Source organism: Streptomyces montanisoli (genome assembly GCF_017813245.1).
In the GTDB taxonomy this organism is placed as follows: domain Bacteria; phylum Actinomycetota; class Actinomycetes; order Streptomycetales; family Streptomycetaceae; genus Streptomyces; species Streptomyces montanisoli.
The window spans coordinates 1-19,021 of record NZ_JAGIQL010000052.1 but is presented as its reverse complement, the minus strand read 5'-3'; the positions used below and the strand labels follow the sequence as shown (position 1 = coordinate 19,021).

General features: G+C 71.1%; 16 protein-coding genes and 2 pseudogenes. 11 read left to right on the top strand and 7 right to left on the bottom strand.

Translation table 11 applies throughout. From position 1 onward, the window contains the following. The first annotated feature begins 184 nt into the window (after positions 1-184). Positions 185-1,702 carry an extracellular catalytic domain type 1 short-chain-length polyhydroxyalkanoate depolymerase gene (locus JFN87_RS15060; protein WP_209340554.1) on the top strand — a complete coding sequence of 506 codons (1,518 nt, stop codon included), beginning with the start codon at positions 185-187 and terminating at the stop codon, positions 1,700-1,702. A gap of 44 nt (positions 1,703-1,746) precedes the next feature. Here the strand turns inward: JFN87_RS15060 and JFN87_RS15055 are convergent, their stop codons facing one another. The 5 genes and pseudogenes from JFN87_RS15055 to JFN87_RS15040 all read right to left on the bottom strand — a co-directional run. Then, positions 1,747-2,637 (bottom strand): hypothetical protein, encoded by an 891-nt coding sequence (locus JFN87_RS15055; RefSeq protein ID WP_209340553.1) that lies wholly within the window; start codon positions 2,635-2,637, stop codon positions 1,747-1,749. Further along, positions 2,634-4,034: a polysaccharide deacetylase family protein gene (locus JFN87_RS15050; RefSeq protein ID WP_307865458.1), complete on the bottom strand. Its 1,401-nt coding sequence runs from the start codon at positions 4,032-4,034 to the stop codon at positions 2,634-2,636. The genes JFN87_RS15055 and JFN87_RS15050 overlap by 4 nt, the downstream gene beginning before the upstream one ends. Before the next feature lie 349 nt (positions 4,035-4,383). Then, positions 4,384-5,895 (bottom strand): glycosyltransferase family 2 protein, encoded by a 1,512-nt coding sequence (locus tag JFN87_RS15045; RefSeq protein WP_372449233.1) that lies wholly within the window; start codon positions 5,893-5,895, stop codon positions 4,384-4,386. Beyond that, positions 5,892-6,257, bottom strand: coding sequence for a UDP binding domain-containing protein (locus tag JFN87_RS34355; RefSeq protein ID WP_307865457.1), 366 nt, complete (start codon positions 6,255-6,257; stop codon positions 5,892-5,894). The genes JFN87_RS15045 and JFN87_RS34355 overlap by 4 nt, the downstream gene beginning before the upstream one ends. Before the next feature lie 77 nt (positions 6,258-6,334). Continuing rightward, positions 6,335-7,291, bottom strand: a pseudogene (locus JFN87_RS15040) (nucleotide sugar dehydrogenase); the annotation flags it as partial. A 224-nt stretch (positions 7,292-7,515) separates the two neighbouring features. On the opposite strand from JFN87_RS15040, the gene tap reads away from it, so the two are divergent. The 3 genes from tap (at position 7,516) to JFN87_RS15025 (ending at position 11,931) form a co-directional block, all read left to right on the top strand. Continuing rightward, a complete protein-coding gene (tap, locus tag JFN87_RS15035; protein WP_209340551.1) occupies positions 7,516-9,687 on the top strand; it encodes a telomere-associated protein Tap in 2,172 nt (723 codons plus the stop codon). A 6-nt stretch (positions 9,688-9,693) separates the two neighbouring features. After that, positions 9,694-10,251, top strand: coding sequence for a telomere-protecting terminal protein Tpg (gene tpg, locus JFN87_RS15030; RefSeq protein WP_209340550.1), 558 nt, complete (start codon positions 9,694-9,696; stop codon positions 10,249-10,251). Between the two features lie 132 nt (positions 10,252-10,383). Further along, complete coding sequence (locus JFN87_RS15025; protein WP_307865456.1) at positions 10,384-11,931, top strand: hypothetical protein; 1,548 nt, start codon at positions 10,384-10,386, stop codon at positions 11,929-11,931. Positions 11,932-12,605: 674 nt separating this feature from the next. Here JFN87_RS15025 and JFN87_RS15020 read toward each other — a convergent pair. Continuing rightward, positions 12,606-13,304: a hypothetical protein gene (locus tag JFN87_RS15020; protein WP_209340548.1), complete on the bottom strand. Its 699-nt coding sequence runs from the start codon at positions 13,302-13,304 to the stop codon at positions 12,606-12,608. A 182-nt stretch (positions 13,305-13,486) separates the two neighbouring features. Here JFN87_RS15020 and JFN87_RS15015 point away from each other — a divergent pair, with 182 nt between their 5' ends. From JFN87_RS15015 to JFN87_RS15000, 4 genes are all read left to right on the top strand, one after another. Further along, positions 13,487-14,290 carry a DUF6042 family protein gene (locus JFN87_RS15015; protein ID WP_209340547.1) on the top strand — a complete coding sequence of 268 codons (804 nt, stop codon included), beginning with the start codon at positions 13,487-13,489 and terminating at the stop codon, positions 14,288-14,290. Beyond that, entirely contained in the window at positions 14,283-14,846 is a 564-nt protein-coding gene (locus tag JFN87_RS15010; protein WP_209340546.1) for an AAA family ATPase, read from the top strand. The genes JFN87_RS15015 and JFN87_RS15010 overlap by 8 nt, the downstream gene beginning before the upstream one ends. A 539-nt stretch (positions 14,847-15,385) precedes the next feature. After that, complete coding sequence (locus JFN87_RS33695) at positions 15,386-15,577, top strand: SGNH/GDSL hydrolase family protein (RefSeq protein WP_245179752.1); 192 nt, start codon at positions 15,386-15,388, stop codon at positions 15,575-15,577. Next, positions 15,577-16,056 carry a GDSL-type esterase/lipase family protein gene (locus tag JFN87_RS15000; RefSeq protein ID WP_245179751.1) on the top strand — a complete coding sequence of 160 codons (480 nt, stop codon included), beginning with the start codon at positions 15,577-15,579 and terminating at the stop codon, positions 16,054-16,056. The genes JFN87_RS33695 and JFN87_RS15000 overlap by 1 nt, the downstream gene beginning before the upstream one ends. Positions 16,057-16,581: 525 nt before the next feature. Here JFN87_RS15000 and JFN87_RS14995 read toward each other — a convergent pair. Beyond that, the gene (locus JFN87_RS14995; protein WP_209340545.1) at positions 16,582-16,809 is read right to left on the bottom strand and encodes a hypothetical protein; all 228 of its coding nucleotides are present in this window, start codon (positions 16,807-16,809) and stop codon (positions 16,582-16,584) included. A gap of 418 nt (positions 16,810-17,227) precedes the next feature. Between JFN87_RS14995 and JFN87_RS14990 the strand changes: the two genes are divergently transcribed. The 3 genes and pseudogenes from JFN87_RS14990 to JFN87_RS14980 form a co-directional block, all read left to right on the top strand. Further along, complete coding sequence (locus tag JFN87_RS14990; RefSeq protein ID WP_209340577.1) at positions 17,228-17,440, top strand: hypothetical protein; 213 nt, start codon at positions 17,228-17,230, stop codon at positions 17,438-17,440. 285 nt (positions 17,441-17,725) lie between these two features. After that, on the top strand, positions 17,726-18,076 hold the full coding sequence (locus tag JFN87_RS14985) for a hypothetical protein (RefSeq protein ID WP_209340544.1): 351 nt from the start codon (positions 17,726-17,728) through the stop codon (positions 18,074-18,076). A gap of 104 nt (positions 18,077-18,180) precedes the next feature. Then, positions 18,181-18,582: pseudogene (locus JFN87_RS14980) on the top strand (PP2C family protein-serine/threonine phosphatase); the annotation flags it as partial. Positions 18,583-19,021: the final 439 nt, after the last annotated feature.

Below are 19,021 nucleotides of genomic sequence, written 5' to 3'. Positions count from 1 at the left end.
CACCGCGTCACACGTGATCGCCACACACAAAGGCGGCCGCGCGTGTGGCCCCTGCCGCCATGTCCGCGCCCGAGCGCGCGTCCTAACGTCCGCCGGAGTCAGCCGCGTTACGGCGCCCCGGCACGCCCCGCCACGGGGCGTGCCGGCCGCCACCACCGTCACACCACCCCACCAGGAGCCCCCCATGCACCCACCGTCCGCACACCGCCCCCTCTTGCGCACGCTCGCGACCGCATGCGTAGCGATCGTGGCTCTCCTCCTCGGCCTGCTCGGGCTCGCCGCGCCGGCCTCCGCCTCGGCCCACCCCGGGGCCGCGGCCCGCGCAGGCGCTGCCGCCGGCACCTTCCGGCAGGTCACCGACTTCGGCTCGAACCCCGGCAACCTCCAGATGTACGAGTACGCGCCGGCCGGCCTGTCCTCGGGTGCGCCGGTCGTGGTCGCCCTGCACGGCTGCACCCAGTCCGCGACCGACTACTACAACGACTCGGGGTGGGCGAAGTTCGCCGACCAGTGGGGGTTCGCCGTCGTCTTCCCCCAGACGACCACGGCGAACAACATCGAGAAGTGCTTCAGCTGGTTCGACTCGTCCAAGGACACCCGCGGCAACGGCGAGGCGGCCTCGATCCTCGCGATGGTCACCCACGCCGAGCAGCAGTTCGGCAGCGACACCCACCGCGTCTACGTGACCGGCCTGTCGGCGGGTGCCGGCATGACGGCGGATCTACTCGCCGACTACCCGGACGTCTTCGCCGGCGGCTCCGTTGACTCCGGCCTGCCCGCGCAGTGTGCCACGACGCTCACCGCGGCGAGCGGCTGCCAGATGAACGACCAGCACCTGACCCCCGCGCAGTGGGGCAAGAAGGCCAAGGACTCCGACCCGGGCTACAGCGGGCCCTGGCCGCGGGTGGCCATCTGGCAGGGCACCGCCGACTACACGGTCTACCCGGTCAACGCCACCGAACTGGTGGCCCAGTGGACCGACGTGTGGGGGATCGGGCAGACCCCGTCCAGCACCAGGTCACTGCCGGGATCCACGACGGAGACCCTGTACAACGACGCCACCGGCAACCCGGCCGTCGCGTCGTTCTCGATCTCCGGCATGGGCCACGGCCTGGCCGTCGACCCGGGCTCCGGCGCCGGCCAGTGCGGCGCGACCGGCGCGTACTTCCTCGACACGATCTGCTCCTCCTACTACACCGCCCTCTTCTGGGGCCTCGACGGCCCCGGCGGAGGCGGGGGAGGCGGCACCGGGTCACTTCCGGCGCCGGCGAACCTGAAGGTGACCGCGACCACGGACACCACCGCGGCACTGTCCTGGGGCCCGGTGGACTCGGCCGTCTCGTACACCCTCTACCGCGACGGCACCGAGACAGGCACGACCACCTCGACCCACTACACCGACACGGGCCTGACCGCAGGCACTTCCTACACGTACACCGTCGCCGCGGTGGACGCCTCGGGCGCCGCGGGGGCCGCTTCGGGCGCCGTCACGGCCACCGCCACCGGCGGCTTCACCCCGCGGTGCTTCACGGCCGACAACTATCACCAGGTCGCCGCGGGCCGGGCGACGACCAGCGGAGGATACGTGTACGCGGCCGGTTCGGGGCAGGCGATGGGCCTGTACAACGTCTTCGTCACCCACACACTCGAAGAGACCGCGCCGGGCCACTACATCGTCGCGGACGCCGGCTGCCCGGCCTGACCGCGCCGGGCACCGCGCCGGACGCGCGCCGCTCACCGAAGCGGTCAGCAGGCGGCCCCGCCACCGCCCGGGCCGCCGGGCGATCCGAAGGGCAGCGCTCCCCACCCGGTGGGGAGCGCTGTGAAATGCCGGAAGAACAGCAGCGTGTTGTCGCCGCGCACGCCGACACCCCCGGCCTCCGCGAGCCTGCCCGGAGTCCGGTCCTCCACCTCGAGCACCGTACGGCCGTCGATGGCCAGGCTCAGCCGCACCCCGCCCGCGCGCGTGGTCACCGCCCGGCCGGTGATGGCGTGCCAGGCGCCGTAGTCCACCGGGTGCTTCGTGTGCGCGAGGGTGGTGTACGTGCCGGGCGCTCCGGCCGGCGCGCCCGGCACTGGCGCCTTGCGCTTGATCACCACGGCGCCGTCACGGCGGCGGAAGCTGAGCGCGTACAACTCCTGCGGGCTTCGGTAGCGCAGCCACAGGTGGCCGCCGTCCCAGTCGGTGGCCGGCGTCCTGTGCGTGGTGCGGGGCGGTTGCAGCAGCACGTGGCAGCGGACCGCGACGTCGCGGAAGTCCCTGCGCCGCGTCACGATGCGCAGGACCGCGGAACCGGTCCTGTGCAGGGACCCGGGGTCGGGTGACAAACCGTCGGGCACCCCGCTCCAGCCCGCGCCGAGCACCGCGAACAGCGACCCGCTGGTGACGGACCAGTCCCGGTCGCACACGGCGCCGGCCTCCCCGGCATGCCGGTATGCGTACTCGTTGGTGACCAGGCCGGACGCCGGGAAGCGCGGCAGGAACGCCGCCGACGCCCCGCGTGCGTGGGGCGTCCCGGGTGCCGCGTCGGCCGTCGGCGCACCGGACAGCGCCGTCGCCATCCCGATCGTGAGTCCACTCCGCAGCAGGGCGCGCCGGGACGTCGAGGCATCGTCCTGCCGCCGCTCCGGGCTCACCGGTGACCCCCCGCCGCGCGCACCGTGAGGGCGGTGAACCGGGGCCAGTGGCCGTGCGCGTCACCGTTGCGGACGCTGAGTGCGACGCCTCCGCTCAGATCGCCCTCCTTCGTATGGTGCTTTCCGGCACGCACGACGCGGACCCGGCCGTCCACGCGAACCTCGGTGCGGCCGCCGTGCACCGTGACCCGCACCCGGTGTGTGGCGGCGACGGGAAGAGCGCGGCGTACGGTCTCGTGGCGGCCGGGCCCGCGGCCCTCGACCACGCTGACGTGGCTGTGGCTGATCACCACCGTCACCGGGTCGAGACTGCCGTCGCGGACGACCACGTCGACGTTGTTCGTGCCCTCCGCGTCGAGGCCGGTCGCCGTCGCCTCCACCGTGTAGCCGTCCCAGTCCGCCGAACTGTCCGGCCGGTAGGAGGCGGCCGCGTAGCCCGTCCGCCCGGGATACGGCCCGGCGCCCGTCAGGGCGCCCAGGTCGGGGCGGTCGGAGCCGTCGGTGCGTTCCCACAGGGCGGGCCGGGCCAGGGGAGAGGGGCTCGCCCCCGGCTGAACGGCCGTCCAGCGCCTGATACGCCCCAGCAGGGACGTGACGGTGCTGCCGGCCTTCACCTCGACCCGCTGGACCACGCCGGCGGCCGCCGCCCGGCGCCCGGCGGGCAGCGGCCGGCCCGAGGTGTTGGTCAACGTGGTGGCGAAGCGTGCGCGCAGCGCGTCGTGCAGGATGCCCCGGTAGGCACCCGGGAGGTTGGCCGGTGCGCTCGCCTCGGAGAACGGATACGCGAACACGCGCGGCCTGGGCAGCCCGTGGCCGGTCAGGTCGCGGATCGACCGGTCGAGGTCCGCCTCGACCCTGCGCCGGTACTCCCGAGGGGACTCCAGCCGCCGCGACCCGGCCAGCCAGACCCGGTTGGCCAGCGCTGACGCCCGCCGGCCCGACGCGTCCACTTGAGCACGCCGGTGCAGGTCGTGCGTGTGGTCCTGGAAGTCCCAGCGGCCCGAGCGTGCCATCCGTTCGACCTCGGGCCAGGACAGGTAGTACGGGCGGTGGTGCCCGACCCGCCCGGTAATCAGGAACGAGGCCGCCCGCATGTGGTACCTGGCGAGGATGCGGTCCGCGTACACCCACAGCCCGTGGGTCCCGTCGTCGAAGGTCAGGTAGACGGAACGCCGTGGCGGTGTGCGCCCCGTACGCAGGTAGTGCACGAACTCCTCGCTGCTCAGCGACCGGTAGCCGGCCGCCGACAGGGCCGCGAGCTGCGCGTCGAGAGCCTTCGGTGTGACGGTGTAGGGGCTGGGCGAGCCCCGGCCGATGTCGTGGTAGGCCAGGACCACGGGCGGCACCGAGGCTGTGCCCGTCAGCGCTGCCCGGCCCGCGGCTCGCGCAGCGGCCACAGACCCACCGGGCGCTGCGGCCTGCGCGCTGACGGCCCCGCGCGACCCGCTGTACCACCAGACGGCGCCGAACGGCAGACAGCACAACACCAGGGCGAGGACCCCAAGCAGCACCCGCGCCGGAAGCCGCCGCCACCGGTGCGGCGCACACCGTCCCGGTGGCGGCGCGCCCGTACCTCCCGGCGGGTCGGAGCGTATCGGCTCCGTGGCCCCGGCAGGAGCGCCCGGCGGCGCGGTGGGGGCTTTCACAGGACGGCTCCCCGGGTCAGGACCAGCAGATACACGGTGACCACCGCCGCCGCGGCCAGGACACCGGCCGCCACCCGGCGCGCGAGCAGGAGCGCGCCCTTCATGCCGTGCCCCGCGTCCACACGCCCCGGCGCAGTGTGAGCAGGGAGTACGGCAGCAGCCACGCCAGCAGCACCGACGACAGCACGCTCATGACCGGCCGGTAGCGCCAGTGGGTGTCACCCGGGTGATCCGCCCGGTAGGCCAGCCCCCACACGCAGCCCTTGAGGATCACACCGCACAGGTACAGGAAGGCGAGCAGGAACGTCCCGTGCGCCGGCCCCCACACCAGGTGGCGAAACGCCATCACCGGCGCCGCCGCCACCCACAGCACGTGCCCGTAGTACAGGACTGCGGGTGCAGGGCCGCGCCGCCACATGAAGGAGCCGGTGAAGAACAGGTTGCGGATGAAGCTCTTCTTCCAGCGGACCTGCTGGCGCAGCAGTGAGCGGAAGGTCGCCGGCACATCCGTCCACACCCTCGCGGACCGCACGTAGCCGACCCGCCACCGCCGCTCCGGATAGTCCTGGGCGCTGACGAACGGCGAGTCCGCGTAGCGCCGTTTGAGCGCGGCCCCGCGCCACGCCTGCCCCAGCACGTACCCCGTCAGCTGCCGGTCCGTGGCGAAGCGGAACGGGGCACCGAGGAAGCGATCGTCGGCCCAGGCGGGCAGGTAGTTGCGGACGGCGTCACGGCGGAAGACGGCCAGCGGCCCGGACACGCACGTCACCGACCCGAACGACGCCTCCGCGGCCTTCGCCACCCGGAACTGCCCCTCGTACCAGACATCCTGCACACGCGTCAGCAACCCCGCGTCCGCGTTCAGCGCCCTGCAGTGACCGCTGACCGCCCCGAACTCAGGGTCGCGGACCAGTGCGCGCACGCATCGGCGCAGCGCGTCGGGCGCCAGCACGCAGTCGGAGCCCGTGAAGGCGATGACCTCGCTGTCCACCACGGCGCACGCCTGCACCAGAGCATGCTTCTTGCCGACGTTGCGCGGCAGTTCGATCAGGGTGGCGCCGAGCTCGTCGCGCAGCCGCCGGAGGACCTCGACGGTGCCGTCCTGCGAGCAGTCGTCCACGATGACGACCCTCGCCCCCGGCAGACAGGCCGCCGCCGCGGCCATGGACCGCACACACTCCTCGATGCGCTCCCTCTCGTCCTTCACGGCGACCAGCAGCGCGACCCCGGGCGCCTCGCCGAGCAGAGGAAAGCTTGCCGACTCCCGCCCCGCTCGACCACGCGAACGGACGGGGATGGGAAGGGCCTCGTCGGCGGGGTCCTCGTAGCGGGTGTAGGCGACGTAGAGCATGCCGGTGGTACCCGCCAGCACGACGAACCCGTAGGCGAGGAAAGGAGCGAGCGTCGGCAGCCGCAGCGACTCCCGGGCCAAGAGAAGCAGCAGCGGCAGCAGGCACACGGTGACGATGACACGCCGCACGCCCTGCCGAAGCGGAGGGTCGACGCGGCGCACGCACCGCTCCAGCCGCCCCGCCGCCTCCACCCCGGCAGCCCCGGGCGCCGCCCGCTGAGCCGGTGGCCGGGCGGCCCGCTGCCGCAGTACGTTCGTCACGCGGGCCCACCCGCCGGCACGTCCGCCGGCCGTGCGCCCACGGGACGGTCACAACACGGATCCTCCGGCGGGGGCGGGATCACAGCCCCGTGCTCGCCCGGAGCCGGCGCGGGAGTCGCACCGCATGTGGCGTCCAGCACCGCGCCCGAGGCCGCCTCAAGCCAGTCGAGCCGCACTCCCGGCTGCAAGGTGTGCAGCACCACCAGATCCCACGCACGCGCTCCGGGCTCGTCCACGCTGTGCACCATCCGGCCGCCGAGCACCGCGTACGGCACCAGCGGGTCCGTGTACGACACCCGCGCCCCCGACTCGGCCAGCCGCTCGGCGATCTCCAGCGCGGGACTCTCCCGCAGGTCCGCCACGCCCGCCTTGTAGGCGAGCCGACGAGCAGCACCCGCGCCCCGGCCATGCGGACACCCCGCTCGGCGAGCACCGCACCGGCCCGCGACACCAGCAGCCGCGGCCGTCCAGCGATCACCTGCATGGCCGCGTCCACCAGCGGCGAGGCGACCCGCCGGGCGCGCAACTGCCACAGCAGATAGTGCGGATCGCACGGAATGCAATGGCCTCCGACCCCGGGACCCGGATAGAACGGCATGAACCCGTACGGCTTCGTCGCGGCCGCCTCGATGACGGGCCGCGGCTCGATACCGAAGTGCCGGCAGCCGTCCGCGAGTTCGTTGGCCAGCGCGATGTTGACCGCGCGGAAGGTGTTCTCCCACAACTTCGTCATCTCCGCCGCCTCCGCACTGTCCATGCGGTGCACACGAGGCGCGATCCGTGCCAGTACGGCCGCGGCGATCACCGTGCTCGCCGCACCGGCCCCACCGACCACACGCGGCGTACGGTCCTGCGCATGCGCCGAGTTGCCCGGGTCGATGCGCTCGGGGGCGAACGCCACGAAGACATCCCTGCCCGCCTCCAGCCCACGGGCCGAGAGCGGCGCCACCAGCAGATCGCGCGTGGTCCCCACATAGCTGGTCGAGGTCAGCATCAGCAGGTGCCCCGGAACCGCGTGGGACACCGCCGAGGCGCACGCGGCCGACAACGCCCGCAGATCCGGCACCTGATGACCGTCCACGGGTGTGGGAACACAGATGATCACCGTGTCCGCGTCCCGGACAGCACCGGCATCGGCGGTCAGCAGGAACGCGGCGTCATCCCGCAGCGTCGCCAGATACGCGGCCTGCTCCGGCAGCAGGTCCGCGGCACCCGCGCGGATCTCCCGCAACCGGGCGGCGCTGACATCGACACCGATGACGCGAGACCCGGCCGCCCGCAGGGCCAGCGCCGTCGGCAGCCCCACGTACCCCAGCCCGACCACGGCCACGACGCGCCCGTACCGGCGGGCGCCGCCCGCGCCGTCGTCCGGCCGGGCCTCCGACTGCGCCGGCATGACGGGATGTACTGGACCGCGTACGGTCTGCGAATCGCCCATGACTCGCATACTGCACATGTGCCACGGTGATTGTCCGTAAAGGACGTGATCCGATCCTCCCAATGGACCACGCGGAAGCCATGAGGACGCGGGGGCGGTCGACGCGACGAGCGTCATGGGTGTGCGTTTGAGTGAGCGTTTCGGCGGGTGGTTCGGGTAGGTTGCCTGAGGGAGGTGGCTGGGTGTCCACGCAGGATGAGTTGTTCAGCGCGGTCGACGCACTGCTGGAGCACGTCGCGACGGACGACCTGCCGGCGCCTGAGGAGCGCAGGCGTTTGCGGGAGGCCGCGGGTCTGAGCCAGGCGCAGGTCGCCGGGGTGCTGGGGGCGCGTCGGGAGGCGGTGGGCAGTTGGGAGAGTGGCAAGAGCGAGCCGCGAGCGCCGAAGCGTGCTGCGTACGCTCGGCTCTTGGAAGGTCTCGCCACCCGCTTCCCCCCAGCGGCCTCCGGCGAGCCCGCGGCCCCGCAGGCACGCCCCGCCCCTGTCTCTGCCGCATCCCCAGAGCCAGTTCCCGCTCCCGATTCCCGTCCCCGTCCCCGTCCCGCTCCCGCGCCCGCCGCTGTCCCGCCGTCCCGCCCGAAGGCGGCAGGAGGCAGCACCGCGAAGCCGGCTGCTGTTGCCGGGTCCCGGTTCGAGAGCGGCCCGCTTGCGGTTGTCGATGCCGGCGAGGACGGACAGGTGTCGGCGTATTGCGTGGGTGGCCTGGTCCTGGACGTGCCCGCCAAAACCATCCCGGCGCTGGTTGATTGGACGCTTGCCGAGGCGAGGCTCGGGCAGGCCCGATTGCATCGCCATGGGCGTGACGCCGATCCCGTTCTCGTACTGACCGGGGCCGCGCTGGAGCGTTACGGGCTGCCTGCCGCCTTGTCGCAGGAGGAGCAGCGGGCGGGGCGGTTGGCGCCCGGTCACAAGGTGGTCAGGCAGATCGAGAGGGCCGGCCTGCAACTGACCCGGCGCGGGTTCGGGCCGTGGGCTCGCGTCTTCCGCGACCCCGAGGGGTCGGTGCGGCGCTGTGTCCAGTTGTGCGTGCTGCCGTGGAACGCGCTGGATGCCCGCGAGTGGGACTCGAAGGACGACCCGCGGCTGCCGGCGATGCACCCGGCCGATCTCGCCCGGTATCTCGGCCTGTACGCGGAGCGGGTGATGACGCCGCGCGGCACCACGGCGACGACCGGCCTGGAGCTGATGGTCGCGCTGCACCCGCCGACACGTGCGCACAAGGACGAGGCCGGCGGCGAGTTCAAGCAGGCCTTCAACGACGACGCGATCACCGCCCTGTACGAAGTGGTGGACTGCGAGGTCCCCGACGAGCACCCCAACCTGAAGGGCAGGTTCGCCCGGCACCACATCCGCACCCCGGCCGAGATGCTGATGGAGGAGCCCTACGACTGGTGCCGTGCCCTGAGCGACGAGGAGTGCGCGAACCGGTTCCTGATCGCGGTCGACGTCAACATGTCGTTCGCCGCGGCCGCGAACGGCCTCACCGTCGGGCTGAACGGGCCGACCCACCTGACCGGCGATCCGACGTTCGACGCCGCGCTGCCCGGCTCCTGGCTGGTCGACCTGTCCCACGTCGACCTGTCCCGCGTCCACGTGGGCGACCGCACCGTCGACGGGACGCGGTTGCCGTCCCCGTTCACGCCGAAGGGCGAGCGTCCCGAAGGCCCGGCCTGGTACGCCACGCCCACCGTGGCCTACGCGGTGGAGCTGGGCTTCGAGGTCGCGCCGCTCGAGGCGTATGTGCGCACCCGGACCGGCCGCTACCTGGATGCCTGGTACAAGCGCCTGCGTGACGCGTACGTCGCGACGATGGCGGACATGGGCGTCACCACCGGTCTCGCGGGCCAGGAGTTCCTCGACGCGATGGCCCGCTCCAACGAGGCCGACCCGACCATGGGCCTGCTGGCCACGGCGATCAAGGCGACGGCGAAGGGCGGCATCGGCAAGCTGCGCCAGCGCAGCCGCGGCCAGGTCCCCTACTACGAGCCCTACCCGGCACTCCGCCGGGAGACGTGGCGCCCCGACATCCGGGCCGCTGTGCTGGCGAACCAGCGTGTGGGCCTGCACCGCAAGCTGATGAAGACCGCCGCGGCGGCCGGCGTGTATCCGGTCGCGATCGGTACCGACGCGATCGTCTACCCCTCGCCCGGTCCGTCCCCGCTTGACGTCCTGCCGCACACCCCGGAGGGCAAGCCGGTACCGGGCACGTTCCGACTCGGTGTCTCGCCGGGCATGGTCAAGCACCAGGGCACCCGGAGCGTGCTGTGGGCGGAGCAGTTGTTCGAGGAACGCGGGGGCGTGTGCAACATCGCCAACCTCATCAAGACCGGTCACGACGCCGGAGCAGAGGAGTAGCGGGCCATGGCGGACTCGGTCGGGGACGGTCTGGACCGTGCGCTGCAGGGGGCGTTCACCCGCCGTATCCCGCAGAGCGCCCCGGCGCAGATGCGGTATCTGGTCAAGCAACTGGGGGGCACCAAGGCCGCCGCGCAGTTGCTCGGGATCTCCCAGCGCACCGTGGAGCGCTACGTCGTCGGCAGGCTGCAGCGGCCCCGGCAAGTCCTGCGGGGCCGCTTGGAGAGCGAGGTCACCAAGCGCTGGCAGCCCCGGGTGCGTGCGAAGGCGCGCAAGAAGGCTGCGTCCACGGACGGCCTGGTCGTCTCCACACGTGCGCGGTTCGGTTTCACCGCGCAGCCGGGCACGAGCGACGACGCCCGGATCCGCGACATCACCCAGGCGCTGCCGCCCGCATACGCCGACCGGTTGTTCACCGCCCACGAGCACGGCGCCACCGAGCGGCAGCTCCAGCAGATCACCGCCGACGGCCTCGCGCAGATGTACTTCCGCGCAGACAACACCCGCGCGCACGGCCTGGACGTGGAGTTCACCGACGTGGAGCATATCCAGATCGAACTGTAGGAGCCCGCGTCGCCTCCGGCGCTCCCGCGTACGGCGGCCGAGGCATGATGCGGTGGCCGTGGGATGCAACCTTCCGGTGTCCCGGCGTGTCCATAGAGTGTGCTGACGATACGCAGAACTTGGCGCACCGCGGTGGCCGCCGCTTTCGCGGCCGCTGCGGTCGCGGTCGCGACACCGGCCGCGCACGCTGCCACAACGACGCTCGTCCTGGACGTCCAGGAGAACTACTACCTCCCCACCGAGGGCGAGGGCCCGAACCTGGGCCTCGGCATCACCGCCTCGGGCGGGGACGCTCACGATGTCTCGGTCGCGGTCGACGCGTCGTCGCTTGCCGGGAAGGCGACGATGGTGGTCACGGGGGACTGCGTGAGCACCGGCACCCTGAAGGTGAGATGCGACGTGGGCCCGCTGACGGGCGGGGAGTCGATCGACCCGTTCTTCCTGAAGCCCACCGCGGCCGCCAAGGCGGGCGACACCGGTGCCATCACCTACACCGCGACCGCCTCCGACGCGGCCACCGTGACGGGGAGGACGGACGTCCTGATCGGCGGGCCGAAGCTCGTCAGCCGGCCCTATCCGTCGCTGAAGAACATCGCGCCCGGCGCTGTCTTCGAGCGCACCCCCGCCTTCGCCAACACCGGCCGAGCCCCTGCCGGCGAGGGCGTCATGCTGTGGGTGCAGGACTCGGAAGGCGTTGTGCTCGCCCGTGACCACTCCAACTGCCACTACTCGAACCGGCCCGACGCCGGCGCCTGGTGCCGGTTCGACACCCCGGTCGCGCCCGGCGCGGCCTACGAGACGGACGCGCCGCTGCGCTACAGCGTGTCCAAGGACACGATGTACGGCTACAACACCTACGTCGTGTGGCCGGTCGGCGGCACCGTGCCCGAATCCTTCGATCCGTCCGACTTCCCCGGGAGCGGCACCGGCGCGCCGCTCGGCCTGAAGCCCGTCACCCCCAACTCCGGTTTCACCGGCTCCGGATACGGCACTTTCGCGACCACCCAGCACGCTGACTACCAGGCGCTCGGTGACACGGTCGAGGGCAAGGCCGGCGAGACGGTGAGCATCACCGTGGGCGTGCGCAACAACGGACCGGGCCGGATGGGCTTCCAGTGGATGGACGCCGACGACTCCGGCACGTTCGTGGTGACCCCGCCCGCCGGCACCACCATCACCGGCGCCCCAGGCCCCGGCGAACAGGGCGACCCCGGACCACTGTGGAACTGCACACCGGGCAAGGCCGGCGCGAAGAGCTACACCTGCGACATCGCCGGCACGGACTTCCGGCCGGGCGACTCCGTGACCCAGAAGTTCACGGTGCGCATCGACCGGGCCGTGCCCGGCGCGCGGGGCAGCGTGCGGGCGGTGGAGAACCACAAGTACCCCAATCGTGACAACGACGCGGCGAACGACACCGCACCGATCACGGCGCAGACCACCGGCTCGGCACCGTCCAGCCCGTCGCCCAGCACCTCCGCGTCCCCGCCGGCCGCGGCCACCGCGAACCCGACCGGCTCCGCGGCGGCAACCAGCAGCGGACCGACGGCCGGCAGCAGGCTCGCCGCCACGGGCACGGACGGCGTCCTGCCGCGGGTGGGCATAGCGGTCCTGCTAGTAACGGTCGGTGCGCTGGTATTCCTGACGACGCGAAGGCCAAGGCCGCGGAGCGGCCACTGACCGCGCCACCCCGGCATGGCAGTGCCGAACCAACGCCCTTACCGCGCGCGGTGCAGGCAACGAGCAGTGCGGGGGCCTGGCGATCACCTCTCGCCAGGCCCCCTCGTCGTTCATGGTCATTCTCAGCGCCAACCGCTGAACCGCGGATACGCAACCCGGACTCAGACCTTCGACTGCGAACGCTGCATACTCACCGACCAGCTCACCGCACTGCTCGACGACGGCACGGGCCACGCCCGCCCCCCGCTGTTCGACCTGCTGGTGACGACGGACAAGCCCGAAAGCGGACTGGCATGGCTGGACATGCGCCGCGGACAACTGGGAAACGCAGCTGCTGGCTACCCGGCTGCATGGCCGACATTGCCGAACCCGAACACATCATGACGATCAAGCTCTTCGCGACCTGGCACGTCCTCCGGCTGCCGAAGCGGCCGACGGCTCGGCCTCAACCACCTGTCCGTGTTCCTGAATGGGGCCGGTATCCCTATCGCCGCTGCCCGCGGCGCCGCAGTCCGTCAGCAACCCCTCAAACTGCCTGCGCCCGTCGTCGTGGATGTCCTCGGCTACCACGACAGGACCACCAGCCGCCTCCTCACAGAGATTGGCGGGTCCTGGAGCCGATACGCCGCAGACGACCGCCCAGGGTCACCATCTGGCCTGGGCTCCCCGTCGACTCACCGACGATGGAGGCTTGAGATCACGTCTCGGGCCGGCTGCGGATAGCCGATCTCGGCGATGTCCTCGGCCAGGTCTGCGAGGGTGACCCCCGGGTTCAGGGATGACACGAGCTTCTGGCTCAGCGGCCGCAAGGCATACACGTCGCGCACCGCTTCCAGGGGCACGGGAACCTCGTAGTAGTCCTCGGCGAAGCGCTGGAACGCTTCCGGCGAGGGGTCGATCAGGAGCTTGAACAAATGCGTTGCCCCGTCCGGGTCGCAACGCCCGGCGGGGAAGTCGATCACACCGTGCTGCCACTCCTCATCCGTCGCCTCCCGCCACAGGCAGGCCGTCACGACGGGGACGCCGGCCTCGTCGGTGAACGCCGGCTCCTCGGCGAGGGGTTTGAAGACCTCCGGAACGTCGTCGATCACTCCCGGCCAGGGCTCGCCATCGTTGCCGTACGGGCTCGTCGGTGCTTCGTGGTCGAAGCCACGGACATAGGCCCCGGCCGCAGAGAACACGATCGAGTACTGGTCCCCCGACCCGTTGCGCATCGACGCCATCTCCTCGCCCTCGGCCCAGCCGGCGTTGAAGGAGTAGTACCGGCCTTCCCAGTCCGGGTTCAGGATCGCATCGAGCATCGCCAGTGAACGGCACAGGTTCCGCAGGTCAGCGAGGGAAGGGAGCTGGCGGGCTACGTCGTGGACAGTCATGTGCTCATCCAACCGGATGGCCCTGACACCCAGAATCTCCCCCTACGGTTGTCACGGTCAGTAGCAGTGCCGGAGTGAGAGGGGTCAACTCGCGGCGGTTGACTACGCGAGCCCACCCGTACCAAGGCCGGTCTCGCTGCGTACGCTGCGAGCATCGAGGTGTTTTCGAGGAAGAGCTGCGGATGACTGAGAAGGCGTCTGTTCCCGGGCCGCGCCGGGACATGGCGATGCACAACGACTGGTGGATGTCGGGCTGGGAGCACGTCCTGCCCCGTCAGGGCTTCCCGCTGACCATGCTGATCGGGACGGCGTGCCGGCCCGGTTTCACCGGCTCACTGGACGATCTGGTGCACGAGATCTTCGACGGGTACTGGGACATGCTCGGCGGCGACCTCGACGGCGCGCTCACCTTCTTCTGGCCGGATGAGGAATGGGACTACGAGGCCGCGCCGGAGGGCCGCGAGGCATGCGAGGCGGCCCGCTGGGAGCAGTTCAGCGCCATGCTGACGACCGCCGGCTTCCCGGTGCCCACCACCGTGCGGGACCTGTCCGAGCTCTACTTGACGTGGGGCCTGGCCCGCCGCGAGGAGACGCCGGACGGCACCCGGTGGTCGATGCCCGCCGCGCTGCCGCTGCCCGGCGACCTGCTGCCCCTGGACCCCGAACTCACCGAGCGCCTCGACTCGATCCGCTGGACGATGCGCACCGGGCCGCTCCTCGACACCCTCATCGACCACCTGGTCGACGATCTGGGTGAACCGGAGGAGGCCCTCACCTCCCTGGACCGGCTCGCGGCAGCCACGGGCCAGGACGTCGACGACGTCCGGCTCGCCCTCGCGGAACTCGTGGCATCCGGCGACGCCCGTGTCCAGCGGGGCAAGGAGCCGGCCGACGCGGAGCGCCTGGAGGCCCACCGCCGCTTCCGCCTGGTCATGGACTGGGAGCACTTCCACGAGAACCGCATCCAGGTCATCCGCGGTGACTGAGGCCGCGCACGGCACCGTGGGGACCAGCGACACGCGTCTGATCGTGCTCCGAGGCAACAGCGCCTCGGGCAAGTCGTCCGTCGCGGCAGCTCTGCGCGAAGAGTTCGGGCGCAACCTCGCCATCGTCGCCCAGGACAACCTCCGCCGGATCGTGCTGCGCGAACGCGACCGGCCCGGGGCTGCGAACATTGGCCTGATCGACCTCACCGCCCGCTACGCCCTCGACAACGGCTTCCACGTTGTCGTCGAAGGCATCCTGTACGCCGACCGCTACGGCACGATGCTCCAGGCACTGGTGCGCGCCCACGAGGGCCTCACGCGGTGCTACTACCTCCACGTACCCTTCGAGGAGACGGTGCTCCGGCACGCGACGAAACCGGACGCCGAGTACCTCGCCCACGTCAACGAGGGCCATTTACGTGACTGGTACCGAGAGGAGGACCTGCTCCCCAACGGCCTGGAGACCATCATCGACGCGGCCAGCACCCTCGACGACACGGTCCAACAGATCCTCTTCGAGAGCGGCCTGGGCGGCATTCTCCCGATCGATCGCTGACGGCCCATAAGGGGCGCCGGTGCAGATACGGTCAGCTTTACGAGGCATGGAAGACGGCACACACCACAGGGGCCCAGGGGCCAATGGGCGTGGAGAACGAACCGCAGAGCATCCCGTGGGGCGGCGAGTGGCGACGACACTTCCGCTCCGATCAGGAAATGGCTCTTGTACGTTCCTTAAATCCGCCGCCTCGAGTGCCCTGCTTTGTTTGAGCGAGGTGGGTGGGAGTCCACGGAGAAGATCATTAGTCAGCGGTTGGCTTCGAGGTTCGTCGGGACGAGCAGGGTACGCATGAGACGGGTGGCACGGGCGGGGTCGGTGCGGAGCTTGGTGAGGGCCCGCCAGTTCTTGAGGAGCTGTGTCACAGCCGGTGATGTGTGACGCTTGGTGGTTGGTGTGCCGGTTGGTGGGGCCGGGTGCCGCAGGCCGCACCACCGCACCACAGGAGGCGGTGGTGTCGGCGGGCTGTCGGTGCGGTGTCGGTGGGGGCTGGCACCTTTCGAGAGGTCCTCTTCCTCAGCCGGGTTCAAGGAGCGCACGTGACGATCACTGTCCGAGCGGGAAGCACCGTGATGTTCACCGGTGATTCGGTCACCGACTGCCGACGACTGGAGAGCGAAGACGGTCTCGGGTTCGGTTACCCGCTGCGCATCGCGGGTGAATGGGGGCTTGAGCATCCGGACCGGCCTGTGACCTGGTTGAACACCGGGATCGGGGGGGGCACAAGGTGATGGACCTCGAAGCCCGCTGGCGGACCGACGTACTCGATGCACGCCCGGACGTGGTGTCGATCCTTGTCGGTGTCAACGACATGGGCTGGCACACGCTGGACCCGAACGGGTACGTGATCACTGCGCAGGAGTTCGAGGCAGGCTATGACCGCCTGCTCGCACCGCTCACCGAAGCGGGCACGAGGCTGGTCCTCATCGAGCCGTTTCTTCTGCCGATCCGCGGCGTCGTCGAGGCGGGCGCCGGTTACGCGCTCATCGGAGACGACGAGCGAAAGGAATGGCGCACCGATCTGGGCCTGAAGATCCAGGTTGTGCGCAAGCTCGCCCGCACGTACGGCGCGCATCTGCTTGCCGCCGACGACATGTTCGCCGAGCTCGCTACGACGACCGGGCCGGAGTACTGGGCTGCGGACGGTGTGCACCCGACGCCGGCCGGTCACGCCGCACTCGCGGCGGCCTGGCTGCGCATGGTCGCATGACGAGTCGGCCGCAATGCCCCGGGCGGGGGCCGGCTGGTGGGCGGTCTCTCTCACCTGTGGGGCTCGGCTCCTGGGCGCGCGCGGTTTCGCTGAGGAATGAAGCGGAGCCATTTTGAGGCGGAGCCGCTCACGGGGTGGCTGAGTTCAGGGAACTCCGTCACTGTCGGCGCACACCCACGGAGTGTCACAGATCGCCGGTTCTGACACAGTTTCTGAAGGTGGCCACGGCTGGTCAGATCAGCGGGTCGGTGCATCGCACCTGACGTTTCGGCACGCCGGCGGGGAGACCCTGTGGAAGCGGAGGCAGGCCCGTACCGCTTCGCACCCTCGGCGCGCTCTCCGGCATGCGGGGTGCGGTCTGTCCGAGAACGGCGGCTGCACCGAGACGGGTGACGCCCTGCGCAACCTGACCACCGAGGGCCTGCAAACTGCCTCGTACGAGATGCGGCGCCCGGCGGGGGAGAGGGCTCCACCGCGCGCGGAGGGGCTCCACCGCGCGTGGCGCGGACTCCAGCGGGGCCCCTGTCACCCGGTGGCGGTGAACGAGACGGTGATCGCGATGCTGCGCCCGAAGCCGAACATGGCCAGGCTCGCCGACGACCCGCCGCACGTCCGGGCCGCCGCCCGGGTCGCCGTCGACGCACCGGGCGGCGTCGGCACCATCGCCTCGTACTGGACCGGGGTCCCGCTGCCCGCCACCGGCACCTGGAACGCGCCCGGCAAGGGCGGCGCCCAGGCTGACCTGGTGCTCACCGCACGGCAGGATCAGGTGCCGCTGCTGTTCCTCAAGGTCGACAACTGCCACGAGACCGCGCCGCCAAGCTGGAAGAAGTACGCCCCGCTTCTTCCGGCGGACGGTGAAGGGCACCGACGGCGAGGAGCGTCCGATGTGGCGCACCCGCTGGATGGTGCCGGCCACCTTCTCCGGCGACAGGACGCACCCGCCCGTTCTGCTGGTGTTCAACCCGCTCGGCGAGCGCAGCCCCGATCGTACCGCCGTGCGCATGAGCGAGCTCGCCCGGCACCTGTGGGAGGGCGAGCGGCACAAGGGCGGCCACCATCGCTACGACGGCCGGATCCCGATCATCGCGACCACCCTGAAGAACCTGAGCAAGTACGGTCCGACCGGAGCGGTGTTCCTCCGCTTCGGCCGCGACCACATGGAGCCCTTGTGGCGGGCGATCGGCACTACTGCCGCGAGGCCGCCGACGCCCGCGCCCGGGAAGAGACCGCGCGTGCCCAGGCGGAGTACCAGGCAAAGGTGCAGTGCGCGGCGCAGGAGCAGGCGGCGAAGCAGGCAGCCGAGCGGGAGGCGCGCCGCCCGGTGTGCCCCGGCTGCGGGATGAAGTTCACCGACGAACGGTGGGAGGCGGCGCAGGGGTAGGCGAAGGACTGGGGAGCCCCGGGGGACTCCCACCCGCACCTGTGCGACGGCTGCAAGCAGAAGGTCACCGCGGCCGTCCTCGGTCCTGCGGCCGGCACGCGCGAGGACCAGGAGCCGGAGCAGGCCGTGCCTGAGCAGAAGGTCGGCGGAACCTGGCTCTCGTGCCTGCGCCGCTGAGCCGGGCACGCTGCCGACGGTCGGGTGACGGGTACACGTACAGGTCCGCCCGGCTGCCGGTGGTGGGGGAGTCTGAGGGCCGCCATTCCAGCGGCGAGAGGCGAGAACATGGCGGCGAAGACCGCTCCGGCACTGTTGGTGTGTCAGGTCCGGGACGTGATGGAGGAGTTCGACCGCGTGGTGCTGGATGACGCGAAGGGGCTGTCGGCGCCCGCGCTGGCGGAGGCCACCCGGGCTTTGAAGTCGTTGGTCGAGCGGCTCCCGCTGGCGTTCGAGCAGACCGCTGACGTCCTGGAGCTCCTGGTCAAGAGCGACAAGGCCACGGTCGAGCGGGGCGACGTGAAGACCGAGGTTGCCACGACCGCCGCGGAGCTGCGGACGGTCGCGGCCGACAGCGAGCAGCTGGGCAAAGGCCTCGCTGACCCGGCGTCGGCCCTGTTCCTCATGGGTGGCCGCTGATCATGACCGACCTGCCCTGGCCCGAAGAGGCCGAAGCCGCCCGCACGCCCGACGGCGGATGGAAGCGAGACCAGCTCGCCGAGTGGGGCGTTCCGTGGCCACGCCAGACCCATCAGGCCGTCCTCGAGCACGGCCACCGCACGTTCGCCACCGGCCGGCTGCTGCGCATCGCCCTGGACGGCAGCAGCGCCCGGCTCGTCAATGCCGGACACTTGTGGCCGCTGCGCCTGCGCGACGGTCAGATCGGCGAAGTCCCTCTGGCCGTCCACCTGCCCTTCGGTGTCGCGACGCCGGATCCGTACCCGGTGCAGGACATCGACCTGCGGCCCGGCGACCGCCTCGTCCTCTGCACCGACGGCATGCAGGAGCGCCAGGCTGAAGCAGTCGACCTGCCCGGCCTGCTCCGTGGCACGGCCTGCGAGCATTCCCGCGAGGTCGTGCGCGCCCTGACCGCCGCGGTGACCGACGCGTGCCACGGGAGCCTCCAGGACGACGCCACCGTGTGACAAATCCGCTAGCGATCACTAGATAGATGATGCTCTGAGCTGGGGATCTAGTGATCCTTACGGGATTCCTTGCTGTGGCGTAGTGGGGTTCTGAGCGGGGGCTTCCGAGGAGGCGTTGGGATCCGGAGACGTCCCGAGGTGCAGGTCTAGTGATCGTCTCGGAATGTAGTGCTCGGCGCAGGATTTTTAATTGCTGCATAGTCCGGCTAGCTCGGTTTGTGCTGGTCAGGGATTGGTCTGGCGGATCGGGGCTCGGGCATCGGGTCTGGCGGTGAGGCGGGGCGGTAGCTCTCGGGGATGGCAAAGTGGATCTGAACCGTACCGGGTTCGGTAGAGACTTCAGTTATTGTTTGTGACCTGGGGTTTCGTGGTCGTGAGGTAGTGGTTGTTCTCGTATTCGACCGGTGGAATGTGGCCTATTTCACCGTGGAGCCGGCGG